Below are 17,337 nucleotides of genomic sequence, written 5' to 3'. Positions count from 1 at the left end.
AGAAAATATATCCACGCCCGGTTTTCTTGTGAAAAAGAGGGAGACAAAACAACATGATAAACGGAGTTCTGAACGTATGGAAAGAGGCGGGATTTACGTCGCATGACGTGGTTGCGAAGCTGCGCGGCATCCTGCACCAGAAAAAAATCGGCCACACCGGAACCCTAGACCCGGATGCGACGGGCGTGCTTCCGGTCTGCCTTGGAAAGGGAACGCGTCTCTGCGATATGCTGACCGATGAAACGAAGACGTATGAAGCGCTGCTTCACCTTGGAATCGCAAGGGATACGCAGGACATGAGCGGAACCGTGACAGCAGAAGCGCCAGTGACCGTGACGGAAGAAGAGGTGCGGGACTGCATCGCCTCGTTTGTCGGGGAGCAGCAGCAGGTGCCGCCGATGTATTCCGCGCTGAAGGTTAATGGAAAGAAACTCTACGAGCTGGCGCGGGAAGGCATCGAGATCGAGCGGAAGGCCCGCACGGTGCACTTTTACGAGATCAGCATTCTGGAAATGAAGCTTCCGCTGGTGCGCATGGAGGTAACGTGTTCGAAGGGAACGTATATCCGCACCCTGTGCCACGATATCGGCGAAAAACTGGGCTGCCACGGATGTATGGAGCAGCTGATCCGCACGAGAGTCGGCCAGTTTGACCGAAACGGAGCGCACACGCTTGACGAGATCGCAGCGATTGTCGGTGAGGGCCGCCTTTCGGAGATCCTCGTGCCGGTCGATGAAATGTTTGCCGCGCTGCGCAGCTTTGCGACAGCGGACGATCATGCGAAAAAGCTTGCGGAAAACGGAAATCCGCTGAAACCGGCGCAGATCCGCGAAATCGGGGAAACTGCTTCCGGCGGGGACTTCGCAGAAGACGAGGAGTTCCGCCTTTATCTCGATGGCGGAACGTTTGTCGGTATTTATCAATACAGACCATCACAAAACTTAACCAGACCGGTCAAGTTATTTCTGGAGAGAACATGAGATATCTAACAAAAACACTGGATTTTGACAGCAGAGGGGACAGCGTTGTAACCCTGGGAAAATTTGACGGCCTCCACCGGGGGCATATGCTTCTGATCCGTCGTGTCCTTGCAATCGGCAGAACGGAAGGACTGGAAACGGTTGTGTTTACGTTTGACGTGCCGCCGCAGTCGAAAGTGCAGCATGTCAAGCCGCATCAGCTGCTGACGAATGAGGAGAGAAGAGCCCGCCTCGAACAGCTTGGCATGGACTGCCTTGTGGAATGCCCGTTTGTGGATGAAGTGATGCACATGACGCCGGAAGCCTTTATCAAAGAGATTCTGGTGGATAAGCTGCACGCGAAAAAAGTTGTTGTGGGAAAGGATTTCGGTTTTGGCTACAAGAGAAGCGGCACAGCCGAAATGCTGAAAGAAATGGGCCCGTCCCTTGGTTTTGAAACCGAGATCATCGAAAAAGCAGAGGAAAACGGCCGCGAGATCAGCAGCACCTGGGCACGGGAAGAGCTGGAACAGGGCAATATGGAAGCCGTGAGCGGTCTGCTCGGCTACGATTACGCGGTTCACGGCGAGATTGTCCACGGTCATGCACTCGGCAGAACGATCGGCGTGCCGACCATCAATCAGATCCCGCCGGCAGAAAAGCTGCTTCCGCCGTTCGGCGTCTACGTTTCCGAGGTGAAAATCGAAGGAAAAATTTATTACGGTATCACAAACATCGGTGTTAAGCCGACGGTACAGGAAAAATTTACCGGCGTGGAGACGAATCTTTTTGACTGCAGCGAGGATCTCTATGGAAAACAGGCGGAGGTTTCTCTGTTAAAATTTCTGCGCCCGGAGCAGAAATTTGTTTCGATCGACGCGCTGAAAAACCAGCTCGATCATGATGTTGCGGCAGGAAAAAAATATGTAGAAAAAAAGTTCGCTCAGCAGTGAAACACTCGCTGTTTCGCTGCGTAAGAAAGTGATTCAGGTGTGAGCAGCTCTCCTTTTGCGAAGCAAAACTTAAAATGAGAGCTGCGAAAGTTACAGTTCGGAGAACTGTAACTACGTGAAAATTCATCGCGAAAACATCTGATTTTAGTATTTACAATTCGAAAAGCGTATGCTATACTAATCGAGTATGTGGGACAAAAAAGATCCCCGGACCCTGATTCAGAGGCAGGACACTCCGACCACTTCTTAGTCAGCGGTGCAATCAAAATAATAGGAGGAATTTAAAATGATTTCGAAAGAAAAAAAACAGGCAATCATCAAAGAGTATGCAAGAACTGAGGGAGATACAGGATCACCGGAAGTACAGGTAGCTGTTCTTACCGCAAGAATCGAGGAGCTCACTGAGCATCTGAAAGTTCACCACAAAGATCATCACTCCAGAAGAGGTCTTCTGAAAATGGTTGGTCAGAGACGTGGTCTGCTTGACTACTTAAAGAAAACTGATATTGAAAGATACCGTGCTTTAATCGAGAAGTTAGGAATCAGAAAATAATCAGCTTGGAACAACGGGCGGGATACATTTTCCGCCCGTTTCTTTGCTTGTAAGATCAAAGACAGCAAACGACATGGAGCCATTCTGGGCGCAGGAATTTTATCCGAGACCACTGAAAAACACATTGAAAGCTGCATCTTGTCCGTATTCCGGTGTGCTTTTCAGTTGTTTCGGAAATTCTGCTCAGAAGAAAAAAAGGAGATTATTTATGTACAAGAGTTTTTCTATGGAACTGGCAGGCAGAACCCTGACCGTAGACGTAGGCCGTGTAGCAAAACAGGCAAACGGCGCAGCATTTATGCATTATGGCGATACTGTAGTTCTTTCTACAGCAACCGCATCTGAGAAACCGCGTGATGGCATCGACTTCTTCCCATTAAGCGTTGAGTACGAAGAGAAGATGTACGCCGTTGGAAAAATCCCGGGCGGATTCAACAAAAGAGAAGGAAAAGCAAGCGAGCACGCAATTCTGACCAGCCGTGTCATTGACCGTCCGATGCGTCCGCTGTTCCCAAAAGATTACCGCAACGATGTTACCTTAAACAACATGGTAATGTCCGTAGATCCGGAGTGTGATCCGGAAGTAGTCGCAATGCTGGGTTCCGCAATCGCAACCTGCATTTCCGACATCCCGTTTGACGGTCCGTGTGCCATGACTCAGATCGGTATGATCGACGGCGAGTTCATCGTAAACCCGACTCTCGCACAGAAAGCAGTATCCGACCTGAAACTGACCGTAGCTTCCACCAGAGAGAAAGTCATCATGATCGAAGCCGGAGCAAAAGAGATTCCGGAAGCAAAAATGATCGACGCCATCTACAAAGCACACGAAGTAAACCAGGAAATCATCAAATTCATCGACAGCATCGTAGCAGAGGTTGGAAAACCGAAACACGCTTATGAGAGCTGCGCTATTCCGGAAGAGCTGTTTGCAGCGATCAAAGAGATCGTTCCTCCGGCCGAGATGGAAGAGGCTGTTTTCAGCGATGACAAACAGACAAGAGAAGAAAACATCCGTGTCATCACCGAGAAACTCGAGGAGGCATTTGCCGACAACGAAGAGTGGCTGGCAGTATTAGGCGAGGCTGTTTACCAGTATCAGAAAAAGACTGTTCGTAAGATGATCTTAAAAGACCACAAACGTCCGGACGGCCGTGCGATCACAGAAATCCGTCCTCTGGCAGCAGAGGTTGACATTATCCCGCGTGTTCATGGTTCCGCTATGTTCACCCGTGGACAGACTCAGATCTGCAACGTAACAACACTGGCTCCGCTTTCCGAAGCACAGAAACTGGACGGACTGGATGAGTTCGAGACCTCCAAACGTTACATGCATCAGTACAACTTCCCGTCCTACTCTGTAGGTGAGACAAAACCGTCCCGCGGACCGGGACGCCGTGAGATCGGCCATGGTGCTCTGGCAGAACGTGCCCTGGTTCCGGTACTTCCGACCGAGGAAGAGTTCCCGTACGCAATCCGTACCGTATCCGAGACCTTCGAGTCCAACGGTTCTACTTCCCAGGCAAGTATCTGTGCATCCACCATGTCTCTGATGGCTGCCGGTGTACCGATCAAAAAACCGGTTGCAGGTATCTCCTGCGGTCTGGTAACAGGCGAGACCGATGATGATTACCTCGTACTGACCGATATCCAGGGTCTCGAAGACTTCTTCGGCGACATGGACTTTAAGGTAGCTGGTACCCACGACGGAATCACTGCAATCCAGATGGATATCAAGATCCATGGACTGACCCGTCAGATCGTAGAAGAGGCGATTGCCAGAACGAAACAGGCAAGAGAGTACATCCTGACCGAGGTTATGGAGAAAGCGATCGCAGAGCCGCGTAAGACGGTCGGCGAGTTCGCTCCGAAGATCATCCAGATGATGATCGACCCGCAGAAGATCGGTGAAGTTGTCGGCCAGAGAGGAAAGACCATCAACGCCATCATCGATGAGACCGGCGTAAAGATCGACATCACAGATGACGGTGCAGTTTCCATCTGCGGAACCGAGCAGGCTATGATGGATCAGGCAAAGAAATATATCGAGATCATCGCAAGCGACTTTACCGAGGGACAGATCCTGACCGGAAAAGTTGTCAGCATCAAAGACTTCGGTGCTTTCCTTGAGTTCGCACCTGGAAAAGAAGGTCTGGTACACATCTCCAAGCTCGCCAAACAGCGTGTTGAGAAAGTAGAAGACGTTGTCAGCCTTGGCGATGTTGTAAAAGTAGTCTGCATGGGCAAAGATAAGATGGGCCGTGTAAGCTTCAGTATCAAGGATGTTCCGGCAGACGCGAAATAAATAGATCTGCCAGACGATAAAGAGCGGGGAACACAGAAAAAGGGATCTGCAAAACGGTTCGTTTTTCTGTGTTTTCTTATGTCCAATAGGAGTGAAAGCTATGAGATACCATAATATAACGAAAGACGATATGCTGAACGGAGACGGCCTGCGCGTCGTGCTCTGGGTCGCCGGATGCGGTCATCACTGCAAGGGATGTCAGAATCCGATTACCTGGGATCCAAATGGCGGCATCCCGTTTGATGACGCGGCAAAGGCAGAAATTTTTGAACAGCTGGACAAGGACTACATTTCCGGCATCACCTTTTCCGGCGGAGATCCGCTGCATGAGGCAAACCGGGCGGATGTGACGGCTCTGGCAAAAGAGATCAAGGAAAGATATCCGAAAAAAGATATCTGGGTTTACACCGGATATGAGTGGGAATCCGTCTGTGATCTGGAACTGATGGATTACACGGACGTGGTTGTGGACGGTCGCTTTATTCTTGCCAAGAGGGACGTTACCCTGGAATGGAAGGGCAGCCAGAATCAGAGAGTCATTGATGTGAAAAAGACGAGAGCACGCGGCGAAGTCGTACTGTTCGGCGAAAAGTAGTCACGCAAAAAGAAAAGGAGACGCTTTATGGAAACCATTAAAATTCAGTATTTAAACGATGAAATTGAGCGCCTGCGCTATATCGACGGAAAGTCCGACTGGATCGATCTGCGCGCAGCAGAGGAAGTGGAGTTAAAGGCCGGAGAATTCAAGCTGATCCACCTCGGCGTTGCCATGCAGCTGCCGGAAGGCTATGAGGCGCATATTGTGCCGAGAAGCAGCACCTTCAAGAACTTCGGTATTATCCAGACGAACCACTGCGGTATCATCGACGAGAGCTACTGCGGACCGAACGACTGGTTCTACATGCCGGCGTATGCCCTGCGCGACACCGTGATTCATGTCAATGACCGTATCTGCCAGTTCCGCATCGAGAAACACCAGCCGACCATCGGCTTTGAAGAAGTTGACCACTTAAACGGCGAGGACCGCGGCGGAATTGGAAGTACAGGAAAACAGTAAATCTGAGCTGCGAATTATTATAGAAAGACCCCGGAAACATCAGTGAAAACTGGCGTTTCCGGGGTCTTTTTTATTTTATCTGAACCGTATTATTCGTGATTTTGAATTTTTTAAAGCTGTTGATGAAGCTCGAAATCCTGCTGTACCCATACTGCTTCACATCAAAGCCCGGGAAGCGGCTCCGTAGAGCGTCGTGGATGATGCTCAGGTTGTCGATATGGCCGCCGTTGGAGCAGATCAGGTCGGTGATGCATTTCTCAATCTGCTGGCGCGATACGGTGTTCTGGCGCTCTTTCACGAGGTAATTGTGACCCGTCTTCAGCACCTCGATATCATTCATACTTTCCAAAAACGTAGAAAGCTTCGAATAGCCGTAATTTCGAACATCAAACTCCGAAAATTTCTTCTGTAAAATACTGCCGATCTCACTGAGCGTCGTATTCTTTCCGTGGTCATTATTTTCCGTCAGCACACGGGAAACCGTCCGTTCAATCTCGGCCTTGCTCGTAATCGCTTCATCCTGCGAAGCGCCATATCCATAGCGCGCCGAACTTTCCGAAACAGCGGTAATCGCAGGAGAGATATCATCCTCATTCTGGGAGATCACCTCAAGAATTTTAAAGGCATCACACGCCACACGGAACGACGATGGAGTCTTCTGCTCACCCATACCGAGCACGAACATTCCAGATTCGCGCAGCCGCTGTGCCAGCTTCGTAAAGTCGGAATCCGAGGAGACCAGGCAGAAGCCCTCCACATTTCCGGAATAGAGAATGTCCATCGCATCGATGATCATCGCGGAGTCGGTCGAGTTCTTTCCGTTCGTATTGCTGTACTGCTGGATCGGGTTGATCGAGTAGCGTAAGAGCTGCTCCTTCCAGCTTTTCTTCGAGATATCGGTCCAGTCCCCGTAGATTCTCTTGTAAGTAGCGACGCCCTGGTCCGAAACCTCGTCCAGGATATATTTGATGTATTTCGGGGAAACATTGTCCGCATCGATCAATACGGCAAACCGGCTGTCTTTCTGTTCCATAGATTCTGTCCTTTCTGCGGCTTGAATAGTTACGAAAATAGATACCTCTAGTTTAGTACATTTCAGCCCACAAATCAACCGGGAGTTTGAAATGACAAAAAAACTTGTCAAAAGTATTGACAAATAAAGTTGTCAATAGTAGAGTAGTAGATGACAAGAAAAGTTGTCAAATAGAGAGCTCATCTAAAAAACGTGACAAGAAAGGAGATGCTGCGATGCCGCTGTACAATCAGTTAAAAGAGTACCGTTCGAAGCTCGGCATCAACCAGACCGACCTTGGGAAAATGGCGGGGGTATCGAGACAGACTATCAGCCTGATCGAGAGGGGAGATTATTCACCGTCGGTGACACTGGCGTTAAAACTTGCAAAAATCTGTGAAGTAAAAGTAGAAGATATTTTTCAATATGAGGAGGATGAATCATGAAAGAAAAACAGGGGAACAAACCAAATTCCTACGGAAAGTTGATGAAACGGATGCTGATTTATCTGGGAATCGGCGGAGTCTGCGGTTTTTTTGTCGGAATTTTTATGACGTTCGGAGTGAAAAATGGCATGAGTGATCTGAGCGATCTGGTCCGCCCGCTGGCACTGCCGATCATTGCGGTAATTTTCGTTGTAAGCATTGTCCTGATGGAATTTTACAGCCGGAAATTAAAGGATACGATGAAGCATCTCGAAGAAGCAGAGGATGAACAGTACGAAGTCTTAAGCTATGAAGAAGAGAAATACGGCGCGATGCTGATGAACTGCAATGTGATTTCGCAGGTCTGCGATATCATCGTGCTGACATTTACCTTTTCCCGTTCCTGGCTGGAAGAAGCATCGGGAAAAGAGCTTGCCGGATTCCTGGCAGCCTGTGTTCTGTTTTGTATCAACTTCTTTCTCTATGGCTATTATCAGATGCGTTACGTGAAAATGGTTCAGGCGGCTCATCCGGAGAAGAGAGGAGATATGAACTCGAAAAACTTCCAGAAAGACTGGATGGCAAGCTGCGATGAGGCAGAAAAAGAGATGGTATATCAGAGTGCCTATAAGGCCTATATGGCGCTGGGCAAGATGATTCAGATCCTGCTGTGTGCGACGATGATCCTGCATCTGGTGTTCCATACCGGTATTCTCGCAGTCATTGTCGTGGGCGTCATTTATCTGACGATGACACTCACATATCATCGTTCCTGTGTAAGTCTGCAGAAAGCAAAACTGAATCTGTAATCCTGTAAATACAAAAAACTGCGTGGAATGCATTTCAGAATCGTGCATTCCGCGCAGTTTTGCGTTTGGTATGAAAAATGTCAGCTGATCGGAGCCGTCGGTGTCTTTGAATCATACTTTTTGTCGATATCTTTCATGACAAACAGATACGAAACACCGGTAAAGACAGCTGCCGTCACCCAGGCTGCCGGGTCACAGAAGCAGGCGAGCGGATAGCTGATGACTTTTATGGCAATCACAGCTACAATAAGGCGCGCAAAGAGTTCAGAAACACCGCCCATCATAGGCAGAAAGCCGTAGCCGCAACCCTGCATTGCATTTCGGAAAATAAAGATGGTGCAGAGCGGTACATAAAAAAGAGCACACATATAGGAATAAGTCTTTGCCCATGGCATCATGGCGGCCATATCGACATCACCCGAGAAGAAGAGGGAAAGACATGGCTTCAGAAGAAGGAAGACGAGAGCAGCGGCTGCGATCGAATACGTGACGGAAGTCAGAAGTGCAGCGCGAACTCCCTTTTTAATCCGTGGAATATCGCCCTTTCCGAAATTTTGTCCACTGTAGGTTGCCATCGTCTGTCCCATTGCGGAAAAGCCCTGTGTGACCAGATTCTGCAGCTTACAGGCCGCCGTGAAAGCGGCAACCGCCTCCGAGCCGAACAGGTTAATGGCAGCCTGCATAATCATTGTACCGGATGCGGTGATGGCAAACTGGAGTGCCATCGGAATGCCCATCGAGAGCTGATGGCGGGAATCTGCCGCATGAAGCTTCCAGTGGTGTTTTTCCGGCCACATATCCGGCATGGAGCGATAAATATAAAAAAGACAGAGCACAGCAGAAATTCCCTGGGAGAAAACGGTTGCATATCCGGCTCCCGCAACGCCCATTTTAAAACGAATGATGAGAAGCAGATCCAGAAGAACATTTAATACAGCCGAAAAAATCAGGAACATCAGCGGAGTCTGGCTGTTTCCTACTGCACGCAGATAGGAGGAAAGCAGATTGTAAAAAATCGTAGCGATCAGGCCACCGCAGATAATCATAATATAGGTATAAGCGTCCTGAAAAATATTTTCCGGTGTGTTCATGAGATGCAGCAACGGCCGCATGGAGATCATGCTGAAGAATGTCAGGACAACCGTGAAAAGGAGAGCCAGTAGAATGCCGTTTGCCACACTTCGCTTTACTCCGCTCGTATCCTTTGCACCGAACCGTTGCGATGTCAGAACCGTAAAGCCTGCTGTGATGCCCTGCGCAAATCCAAGCACCAGGAACATAATCGTTCCCGTAGAACCAACTGCAGCCAGTGCATCCGCTCCGACATATCGGCCAACGATAATCGTGTCTGCCATGTTGTAGAGCTGCTGGAAAATGTTTCCGATAATCAGCGGCAGCGTAAACTGCAGAATGACCGGAAGCGGACTTCCCTTTGTCATGTCTTTTTCCATGAGAAAACCTCCTCGAAATGATGGTAAAATAAGTTTTATCTTCGCTTAAAACGAAAGTTATTTTATCACATTCTGAAGAGGTTGTCATACCCTTATTTTGACATTTTTTCTGCGAAATTTGACGAAGGGAAAAGTGAACGACTTGAATAGACAGTTATAAAAATTTTTCGTATGCAGACTTTATTTTTTCCGCCATTTGCTGCAGCCTTTGCGCGCGTAGACCGAAAATACGAACTGCAAGATCACCGCAGGAAAGTATAGTTGCGCCGCCGTCAATTTCCGGATCGGAGGCAAGAAATTCCCGGATTTCATCCAGAAGGGTATCTGCGTGCTCCGATCGTGAGAGAAAGAGATTTACGTCTCGAGTCCCTGCGAGTGTGAATACGCACCGATTGGAAATAAAGCATCGTTGATCTGAAGAAGATAAAAATTAAGTTCGGACATAAAAAGTCTCCTGAAAATCATAAGATACGGAATGAGCCTGCCCGCGAAAAGAGGTCGGCCCATTCTTCCGAAGGTACGGACAAAAACCGCATCAGTGATGATGGTTGTGGATGGATGCGGAAATTCGCTGGTCAAAATCGAGCTTTTTCACCTCTTTTACTGCCGTGACGCCGTGAATCTTCTGCAGCATAATAAGCATGGGCTCGTTGTAGATTGTAATAAACGTATCGTCTTTGCCCCAGAACAGCGATGCATAGCAGTTGCCGATCTCTGTTCCGTGATCGGTTGTCTTTTTATGTATTTTTTTGAAGGCCTCGTGCCATTCAATATCGACATATTCGACAGTTTTTCCGGAAAGATCAAAGTCCGGAAGTTTCCCCAAAATTTGTTCGCAAAGCATGAAAACACATCCTCCTTATCGAATTACCAGAGCTGAAGCAACATCATGACACCCGGAATCCACGCAGTGACGATGCCCTCAAAAACCTGAAGGCATGGCACAAATTTTCCGAGTTTCTTTCCGCAGATATCCTCTACGAAGGAAGTACCCCAAAGAATTGCCCAAAGATACCAGATTCCTGCCCAACGCAGATCCGGTGTAATACCAAGTGCGGCACTTCCGGTAAAGCCCTCGATGGTTCCGAAAATCACAGCATTGACGGCGACAAATGTGGAAAACCAGGCAAACGGAATCGGGCTTGCATTCAGAAACTTATTGACCGCAACAAAAAGGTACGTAAAGCAGAACAGCAGTCCCGTTCCGGCTGCATAGTAATTTCCCTGCATCAGATTTACAAAGTTGATGAAAAGGGAAAGCCCGCCGGTAAAAATATTCATTACAGCGGCCGAGCGTCCGTCCACATGATACAGGGCGCACATGCCGTTATTGATCAGTACAATTCCTACAAATAAAAGACACACTCCAAGCATAATAAAATTCTCCTCGTATGGTTTTATATGATACAGAGCCGTTTAGAACAGGCTGTAAAGCTGGGTCAGCGGCAGCTTTTCGGCCGGTCGGGAAGTGATTTCCTCTCCATCGACTGTTACTTTATACGTCTCCGGATCTACAGTAAGCTTCGGTGTGCGGTCGTTCCATACCATAGCCTTCTTGCTGATATTGCGACAGCCGTGTACCGGGACAACGTTTTTTTCCAGTCCGTAAGCATCTTTTATGCCTGCGTCAAAGGCAGCCTTAGAAACAAAGGTCAGGCAGGCTTCCTGTTTTGCTTTTCCATGAGCGGCAAACATTGGCTGGTAGCAGACCGGCTGTGTTGTCGGGATGGAAGCATTGGCATCTCCCATTTTGGAAGCAACAATCATGCCGCCTTTGATGATCATATCCGGTTTGGAACCGAAGAAAGCGGGATTCCAGAGCACGAGATCTGTCGTATGATCCTGACCGCTATCTGGCACATACTCTCAGATTTAAAGTCATATACACCAGAAGGTTTTCTTGAATCTCGTCCTGTGAAGGAAGAAAAGATTCTTTCTACTTCACAAGCACTTAATCTTTTAAGGCAACGTGGTTATGTCATTAAAGGCGAACCATTAACCGTTTCCGGATTAGTGTTGCGTTTATATTTAGTTTTTAAGCCAGCTTTTTAGGTGGTTTATTTGTCATGTCCTTTATTTCTTGGTTGCCCGCTACTTATTTGTTTCAAACTTTTTGCTGTCCCTCCTTACAGAAATCCTTTTAATTTCGCATTTTCCAGTGATGCGGCTTTCGTATCGTCGGCCGCCTGTGCGCAGGTCAGGTCATTGAGACCGAAGACACGCTTTCTGCCGCCCATCTCGGTGAGCTGAACCTCTTTTTCCTCGCCCGGCTCAAAACGGACCGAAGTTCCGGAAGGGATGTCGAGGTGATAGCTGTATGCTTTTTCCAGGTCAAAGGAGAGGCACCGGTTGACCTCAAAGAAATGAAAATGGGAGCCGACCTGAACGGGACGGTCGCCTTTGTTTGCTACCATGATAGTGACTGCCTTTTTGCCTTCATTTAATGTGATCTCGCGATCGGAAGCCATGATTTCACCGATTTTCATATGATGGTTCTTCCTTACTGAATCGGGTTATGTACAGTTACCAGTTTGGTTCCGTCCGGGAACGTCGCCTCGACTTGAACCTCACCGATCATATCGGCAACGCCGTCCATAACATCGTCTTGGGTCAGAATTTTGGTGCGAGCTGCATCAGCTTAACAACAGTTTTTCCGTCCCTGGCCAGCTCGAGAAGTTCTGAACTGATGTAGGCGAGTGCTTCCGGGTAATTCAGTTTCAGACCGCGCGCTCTCCGCTCTTTGGCAAGATTGCCGGCCATATGAAGCATTAATTTTTCCTGTTCCTTGGGATTAAGTCTCATGGTTTTCCTCCTTTTTGCACACAAAAAAGAGCAGACAATAAGGAGATCTTTTTTTTCAGACTCCTTTGTCTGCTCTTTCGTGTTGTTTTTATACTACGCATTATAACGGGTGATTTTCCATTGATCAAGAACTTTTTGCTATTTTTTTGATTGCTTTTATCATGCAGAACAGAGGAAAAACCATATAAAACAAAGAGAAGAAGGGAAAATGCAGAAGAAAAGAAAGAAAATCTCTGAAAACAAACAGTATATAACAGTTGACAACAGTGTTTAACTGTTATATACTGTTTATCGTAAAGGAGAGAAAAAACGATATGCATATTATTTTGAATCATTCCTCCATGGTGCCGATTTACGAGCAGCTCATGGAGCAGATCAAATCAGACATTATAAACTCTTCCTTAAAAGAAGGAGAGGCGCTCCCATCCGTCCGTTCTCTAGCAGGAGAGCTCCGGATCAGCGCTCTGACCGTCAAGAAAGCGTATGACAAGCTGGAGGGGGAAGGGTTTGTTACAACAATTCACGGAAAAGGAACGTATGTAACGGCCTCCGACAAACAGCTCGCGCTGGAAGCGAGGCAGAAAGAAGCGGAGGCGGACTTTGAAAAAGTCATCGACCGCGCCCTTGCGATGGGCATGAGCCGGGAGGATATTCTGGAAACCGTAACCCTTCTTCTGGATGAAAAATGAGGAAGATTTGATCAGTGACAGGAAAGGAAGAGACAGACATGATAAAAATGCAGAATGTCAGAAAAACGTATCCGGGGTTCGATTTTGAACTTTCGCTGGAAATCCCGGAGGGAAGAATCACCGGACTTATCGGAAAAAACGGAGCAGGAAAGAGCACGGCGATCCGCCTGATGCTCGGCCTTGTAAAAGCGGAGAGCGGAACGATCGAACTCTTTGGAAAACCGATCACAGAGATCACAATGCAGGACCGGCAGAAAATCGGTGTATCGCTGGCAGAGTCGGGCTTCAACGGACAGTTTACGATCGCGGAGGTGAAAAAGATCCTGGCGAAAATGTATCCGGAATTCGATGAAACCTGGTTTATGAGAGAATGCCGGGAACTGCGGCTGCCGGAAGGAAAACAGCTCAAGGAGTTTTCCAATGGAATGAAGGCGAAACTCCGCGTACTGACCGCGCTGTCACACAAAGCACAGCTTCTGATTCTCGACGAGCCGACCGCAGGCCTTGACGTAGAGGCGCGGAACGAGATTCTCGATTTGCTGCGTGATTATGCGGCGGAAGATGAGAACCGGACGATTCTCATTACTTCCCACATTGCCTCTGATCTCGAGCATCTCTGCGATGATATTTATTTGATTCACGGCGGAAAACAGCTCCTGCACGAGGAGACCGATGTGATTCTCGAGCAGTACGGCCTGATTAAGGCAGACGAAGCGCAGTATGCGGCGCTCGACAAGGAATATCTGCTCGGTTCCCGGAAAGAGCCGTATGGCTATGCATGCCTGACAAACGACAGAAAATATTACGAAGAAAACGTTCCCGGTCTCGTGGTGGAGCGGGCCGGAATTGATGAAGTCATTCTGATGATGACAGGAGGAAAAAGAAAATGAGTGGATTATTAGAGAAAGATATCTGTCTGCTGCTGAGAGGCCATCGAAACATGTTGATTCTGTTCTTCATGATCTGTGTGTTCCTCGGACTGGGACAGCCCGGCACCTTTATTCTGGGCTACCTTCCATCTCTGATGCTCGTTGTACTGATCGGAACGTTTTCCTGCGATGAATCCGACAACGGATTCCCGTTTCTGTTCACACTCCCGATTGACCGGAAAACGTATATTCAGGAGAAATACGTATTCTGTGTAGGCGGAACCGTAGTATCCTTTGCGATTGCCTGGATGTTATACATGGCATCTCAGGTGCTGCACGGTGTTTCGAATCTGTCCGGTCTTCTGCTGGAAAATGCGGGAATGATCCCGGTCTTTCTGGCTGTATTTTTCATTGCCCTTTCGGTGATGATCCCGGTGCAGATCAAATTTGGAGCAGAAAGTGCACGGGTTCTGATGGCGGGAATCTGCTTTTTCTTTGCAGGTGTGGTTCTGTTTGTGCAGAAAATTGCAGGAGAAGCGACGCTGGATCAGATCGCGGAGCTGCTTGGCACCATCACGGGAAACGTTCCTGGACAGGCGGGAATTTTTGCGGTAAGCATCGCAGTTGTGCTGATTTCGTATGGGATCAGTGTAAGATTTATGGAGAAACGGGAGATTTAGAGAAATTCAAAGACGCCGGATTTCATGTTTGTATGTGAAATCCGGCGTTTTTGACGTGAGGAAAAACAATACGGAAACTTGAAAAAACTGCCGTGATATGGTATTCTCATAGAGTCGTTGACTCGAAAATAATAGAAGAAACAAGAGGAAAAACATGAAGAAATTATTTGCACAGATTGTGAAATTCGGTATCGTCGGCGTTATCAGCTTCGGCATCGACTACGTGACCGGTCTTATTGTCCTGAATCTTGTGATGGCGCTGACTTCCAGCTCTTACTTTGAAGCGGCATCCCTCATCGGTTCCGTTGCCGGATTTACCGTATCGGTCATTGCAAATTACATTTTAAGCTTCAAATTTGTCTTTGAGCGGAAAGAAGAAATGAACAAAAAAGTCGAGTTCATCACCTTTGTCGTCCTTTCCCTGATCGGCATGCTGCTCAACAGTTTCCTGATCTGGATCGTCGTAGGCCCGATCTACGGCGGTAATGTTGCACTGCAGCAGAACATAGGCCATAACCTGATCTACACAATCGCGAAAGTATTCGCGACGGCGATTGTTATGGTATACAATTTTGTGACCAGAAAAATATTTCTGGAGAAAAAGTAATTTTGAAAAGAGTTTGAAAAAGGCAGCGCAGAAAAACGCTGCCTTTTTTGAAAAAAGAAAGGCTGGTGCGTAAAAAATGGAACATTCGATCTTACAGACAGTATTGTGGAGTTACCTGATTTGTATTAATATCATTACCATAGCAGTCTATGGAATCGACAAACGAAGTGCGGTGCGGGGAAAATGGAGAATCCGCGTTTCCACCTTGCTTGGACTTGCGGCAGCCGGCGGCTCGGTGGGAGCCTTGCTGGGCATGCACCTGTTTCATCACAAGACAAGAAAAAAGAAATTCACGATTGGAGTCCCGCTGATGCTGGCGGCGCAGATCCTTCTTCTTTTCTTTCTGGCAAAAGCAGGTCTGCTGTTTTTTGCATAGAGAGCAGCAGAATTTGAAAGAGGGTTAAAAAAATGAGAGAAGAACAAACGAAGGCGACAACAGAACGCCTGATTTTTCACGTAGATGTCAACAGCGCCTTTTTATCCTGGGAGTCGGTGCGGCGGATCAAAGAGGGACTGCCGGATCTGCGGGACATTCCTGCCTGTATCGGCGGCGATCCGACGAAGCGGACAGGAATCGTTGTGGCAAAGTCGATCCCGGCGAAAAAATGCGGTGTCCAGACCGGTGAACCTGTGGCAATGGCACTGCGGAAATGTCCGAACATGGTCATTGTCCCGAGTGATTTCGACCTCTACGTCAGGTGTTCCCGTGCCTTCAAGAAAATCTGCGCCGCCTACACCCCGGTCATGGAATCCTTTTCGATCGATGAGGTATTCCTCGATATGACGGGAACTTCCCTTCTGTATCCGGACCCGATTGCGGCGGCGCACGAAATCAAGGACCGGATTTACGAGGAGCTTGGATTTACCGTCAATATTGGAATCTCCACAAATAAACTCCTGGCCAAAATGGCATCTGATTTCGAAAAACCAAACAAAGTACACACTCTGTTCCCAGAAGAAATCCCCGAAAAAATGTGGCCGCTTCCGGTACGCGAGCTGTTGTTCCTCGGAAAAGCATCCGAAAAGAAACTGATCGAGGCCGGAATCCGCACAATCGGAGACTTGGCGCATGCGCGCGAAGCGGATATCCAGACGCTGATCGGCAAGAAAAACGGCCATCAGCTCTACCAGTACGCCCGCGGCATCGATGATTCCCCTGTAAAAGCGCAGCCCGATGAGGCCAAAGGCTTCAGCGCCGAGACGACCTTCAACGAGGACATCATCTCCATCGAACAGGTGAATCCGATCCTTCTCGCCCAGTGCGACATCGTAGCCGCCCGCATGCGTCGGAAAAAGAAAAAATGCACCTCCGTTTCCGTAACGTTTCGCACTCTCGAGTTTCGAAACCGTTCACACCAGACCAAACTCCCCAATGCGACAGATGTGACAGATGAAATCTACCGCTGCGCCAAACAGCTCTTCCGCGAATCCTGGAAAGGCGAGCCCCTCCGCCTGATCGGCGTCGCCGTGACCGGTCTTACCGAAGACGATTTCGAACAGCTCTCCCTCTTCGAAGATCCCGAAAAGAAGGAGAAAAGCCGTAAACTCGATGCCGCCCTCGACGCGATCCGCCAGAAATACGGCAACGACAAAGTCACCCGCGCGAGCATCCTGAACTGCACACAGGGGATTGCGAGAAAAGCGAAGGCACAGATGAAAAATGATGACAATATTCGGAAAAATATAAAACATTAATTGATATATTTCCGAAAATAATATAGAATAATCAGAAAGAAGAATGCCGGAAAGGAGGATACAGATGAAAAGCTGTAAAGAAATGGCAAAACAGTGGGGCGTTACAGAGCGTACCGTAACAACTTTCTGTAAAACAGGTAAAATTCCAGGTGTCGTAAAAGAAGGAAAGAGCTGGCGGATTCCAGATGGAGCAGAAAAACCTGCAGACGGCAGAGTACTGTCAGGAAAGTATGTAAAAAAAGAGGGAAAAGAAGCAAGAAAGCCACTCCCGATCGGAATATCTGATTACGTACGGGCACAGTCGGAATATTATTATGTGGACAAGACAGGAATGATCAAAGAATTTCTGGATCGAAAACCACTGATATCACTGTTTACGCGGCCGAGACGATTTGGAAAGACGTTGAAAACTGCGCGTCGCATTCTCGTTACTTTAGCCTGCAAATAAAAAGTCAATACTAAAATTGAAGA

The 17,337-nt window shown here is 48.1% G+C and carries 22 protein-coding genes and 1 pseudogene; 16 read left to right on the top strand and 7 right to left on the bottom strand.

Features of this window, described 5'->3' with window-relative positions; all coding sequences use genetic code 11:
* Positions 1–53: 53 nt before the first annotated feature.
* From truB to DWX32_RS07490, 6 genes are all read left to right on the top strand, one after another.
* Complete coding sequence (gene truB / locus DWX32_RS07515; protein ID WP_118659559.1) at positions 54–980, top strand: tRNA pseudouridine(55) synthase TruB; 927 nt, start codon at positions 54–56, stop codon at positions 978–980.
* A complete protein-coding gene (locus DWX32_RS07510) occupies positions 977–1,912 on the top strand; it encodes a bifunctional riboflavin kinase/FAD synthetase (RefSeq protein ID WP_117760893.1) in 936 nt (311 codons plus the stop codon). The genes truB and DWX32_RS07510 overlap by 4 nt, the downstream gene beginning before the upstream one ends.
* A 286-nt stretch (positions 1,913–2,198) precedes the next feature.
* Positions 2,199–2,465, top strand: coding sequence for a 30S ribosomal protein S15 (gene rpsO / locus DWX32_RS07505; RefSeq protein WP_022462935.1), 267 nt, complete (start codon positions 2,199–2,201; stop codon positions 2,463–2,465).
* A 208-nt stretch (positions 2,466–2,673) separates the two neighbouring features.
* The gene (locus DWX32_RS07500) at positions 2,674–4,770 is read left to right on the top strand and encodes a polyribonucleotide nucleotidyltransferase (protein WP_022462936.1); all 2,097 of its coding nucleotides are present in this window, start codon (positions 2,674–2,676) and stop codon (positions 4,768–4,770) included.
* A gap of 100 nt (positions 4,771–4,870) precedes the next feature.
* Complete coding sequence (nrdG, locus tag DWX32_RS07495; RefSeq protein WP_118659557.1) at positions 4,871–5,365, top strand: anaerobic ribonucleoside-triphosphate reductase activating protein; 495 nt, start codon at positions 4,871–4,873, stop codon at positions 5,363–5,365.
* A gap of 27 nt (positions 5,366–5,392) precedes the next feature.
* The gene (locus DWX32_RS07490) at positions 5,393–5,827 is read left to right on the top strand and encodes a dUTP diphosphatase (RefSeq protein WP_118659555.1); all 435 of its coding nucleotides are present in this window, start codon (positions 5,393–5,395) and stop codon (positions 5,825–5,827) included.
* A 70-nt stretch (positions 5,828–5,897) separates the two neighbouring features.
* Here the strand turns inward: DWX32_RS07490 and DWX32_RS07485 are convergent, their stop codons facing one another.
* Positions 5,898–6,860, bottom strand: a complete 963-nt coding sequence (locus DWX32_RS07485; protein ID WP_055221515.1) for an NYN domain-containing protein — start codon at positions 6,858–6,860, stop codon at positions 5,898–5,900.
* Between the two features lie 215 nt (positions 6,861–7,075).
* Between DWX32_RS07485 and DWX32_RS07480 the strand changes: the two genes are divergently transcribed.
* Both DWX32_RS07480 and DWX32_RS07475 read left to right on the top strand, forming a co-directional pair.
* Entirely contained in the window at positions 7,076–7,285 is a 210-nt protein-coding gene (locus tag DWX32_RS07480; RefSeq protein ID WP_022462940.1) for a helix-turn-helix transcriptional regulator, read from the top strand.
* Positions 7,282–8,073, top strand: a complete 792-nt coding sequence (locus DWX32_RS07475) for a DUF3169 family protein (protein ID WP_055228607.1) — start codon at positions 7,282–7,284, stop codon at positions 8,071–8,073. Before DWX32_RS07480 ends, DWX32_RS07475 begins: the two co-directional genes overlap by 4 nt.
* Positions 8,074–8,153: 80 nt before the next feature.
* Here DWX32_RS07475 and DWX32_RS07470 read toward each other — a convergent pair whose 3' ends face one another.
* The 4 genes from DWX32_RS07470 to DWX32_RS07450 form a co-directional block, all read right to left on the bottom strand.
* Positions 8,154–9,524, bottom strand: a complete 1,371-nt coding sequence (locus DWX32_RS07470; protein ID WP_118659553.1) for an MATE family efflux transporter — start codon at positions 9,522–9,524, stop codon at positions 8,154–8,156.
* A gap of 535 nt (positions 9,525–10,059) precedes the next feature.
* On the bottom strand, positions 10,060–10,368 hold the full coding sequence (locus DWX32_RS07460) for a hypothetical protein (protein ID WP_055228605.1): 309 nt from the start codon (positions 10,366–10,368) through the stop codon (positions 10,060–10,062).
* A gap of 23 nt (positions 10,369–10,391) precedes the next feature.
* Positions 10,392–10,898: an AmiS/UreI family transporter gene (locus DWX32_RS07455; protein WP_118659551.1), complete on the bottom strand. Its 507-nt coding sequence runs from the start codon at positions 10,896–10,898 to the stop codon at positions 10,392–10,394.
* A gap of 42 nt (positions 10,899–10,940) precedes the next feature.
* Complete coding sequence (locus tag DWX32_RS07450; protein WP_022462945.1) at positions 10,941–11,384, bottom strand: urease subunit alpha; 444 nt, start codon at positions 11,382–11,384, stop codon at positions 10,941–10,943.
* Here DWX32_RS07450 and DWX32_RS07445 point away from each other — a divergent pair.
* Entirely contained in the window at positions 11,361–11,576 is a 216-nt protein-coding gene (locus DWX32_RS07445) for a hypothetical protein (protein ID WP_226906351.1), read from the top strand. The two genes, DWX32_RS07450 and DWX32_RS07445, sit on opposite strands and share 24 nt — an antisense overlap.
* A 74-nt stretch (positions 11,577–11,650) precedes the next feature.
* On the opposite strand, the gene ureB is transcribed toward DWX32_RS07445, so the two are convergent.
* Entirely contained in the window at positions 11,651–12,010 is a 360-nt protein-coding gene (ureB, locus tag DWX32_RS07440) for an urease subunit beta (RefSeq protein ID WP_118659549.1), read from the bottom strand.
* Positions 12,011–12,024: 14 nt separating this feature from the next.
* Positions 12,025–12,326 (bottom strand): annotated as a pseudogene (gene ureA / locus DWX32_RS07435) (urease subunit gamma).
* Positions 12,327–12,640: 314 nt separating this feature from the next.
* Here ureA and DWX32_RS07425 point away from each other — a divergent pair.
* From DWX32_RS07425 to DWX32_RS07395, 7 genes are all read left to right on the top strand, one after another.
* A complete protein-coding gene (locus tag DWX32_RS07425) occupies positions 12,641–13,015 on the top strand; it encodes a GntR family transcriptional regulator (protein ID WP_022462948.1) in 375 nt (124 codons plus the stop codon).
* A gap of 38 nt (positions 13,016–13,053) precedes the next feature.
* Complete coding sequence (locus DWX32_RS07420) at positions 13,054–13,905, top strand: ABC transporter ATP-binding protein (protein WP_022462949.1); 852 nt, start codon at positions 13,054–13,056, stop codon at positions 13,903–13,905.
* Positions 13,902–14,564, top strand: a complete 663-nt coding sequence (locus tag DWX32_RS07415) for an ABC-2 transporter permease (RefSeq protein WP_055228602.1) — start codon at positions 13,902–13,904, stop codon at positions 14,562–14,564. Before DWX32_RS07420 ends, DWX32_RS07415 begins: the two co-directional genes overlap by 4 nt.
* A 154-nt stretch (positions 14,565–14,718) precedes the next feature.
* Positions 14,719–15,171: a GtrA family protein gene (locus DWX32_RS07410; RefSeq protein ID WP_117509180.1), complete on the top strand. Its 453-nt coding sequence runs from the start codon at positions 14,719–14,721 to the stop codon at positions 15,169–15,171.
* Positions 15,172–15,247: 76 nt separating this feature from the next.
* The gene (locus DWX32_RS07405) at positions 15,248–15,547 is read left to right on the top strand and encodes a DUF1294 domain-containing protein (protein WP_055228600.1); all 300 of its coding nucleotides are present in this window, start codon (positions 15,248–15,250) and stop codon (positions 15,545–15,547) included.
* Positions 15,548–15,579: 32 nt separating this feature from the next.
* Complete coding sequence (locus DWX32_RS07400) at positions 15,580–16,866, top strand: DNA polymerase Y family protein (protein ID WP_118659545.1); 1,287 nt, start codon at positions 15,580–15,582, stop codon at positions 16,864–16,866.
* A 64-nt stretch (positions 16,867–16,930) separates the two neighbouring features.
* Positions 16,931–17,314 carry an AAA family ATPase gene (locus tag DWX32_RS07395; RefSeq protein WP_118659543.1) on the top strand — a complete coding sequence of 128 codons (384 nt, stop codon included), beginning with the start codon at positions 16,931–16,933 and terminating at the stop codon, positions 17,312–17,314.
* Positions 17,315–17,337 lie beyond the last annotated feature (23 nt).

Origin of the sequence: Blautia sp. AF19-13LB, from assembly GCF_003479105.1 — a bacterium.
GTDB lineage: Bacteria > Bacillota > Clostridia > Lachnospirales > Lachnospiraceae > Fusicatenibacter > Fusicatenibacter saccharivorans.
The sequence above is the reverse complement of the archived record's forward strand: the minus strand, read 5'-3'. Positions and strand labels throughout refer to the sequence as shown.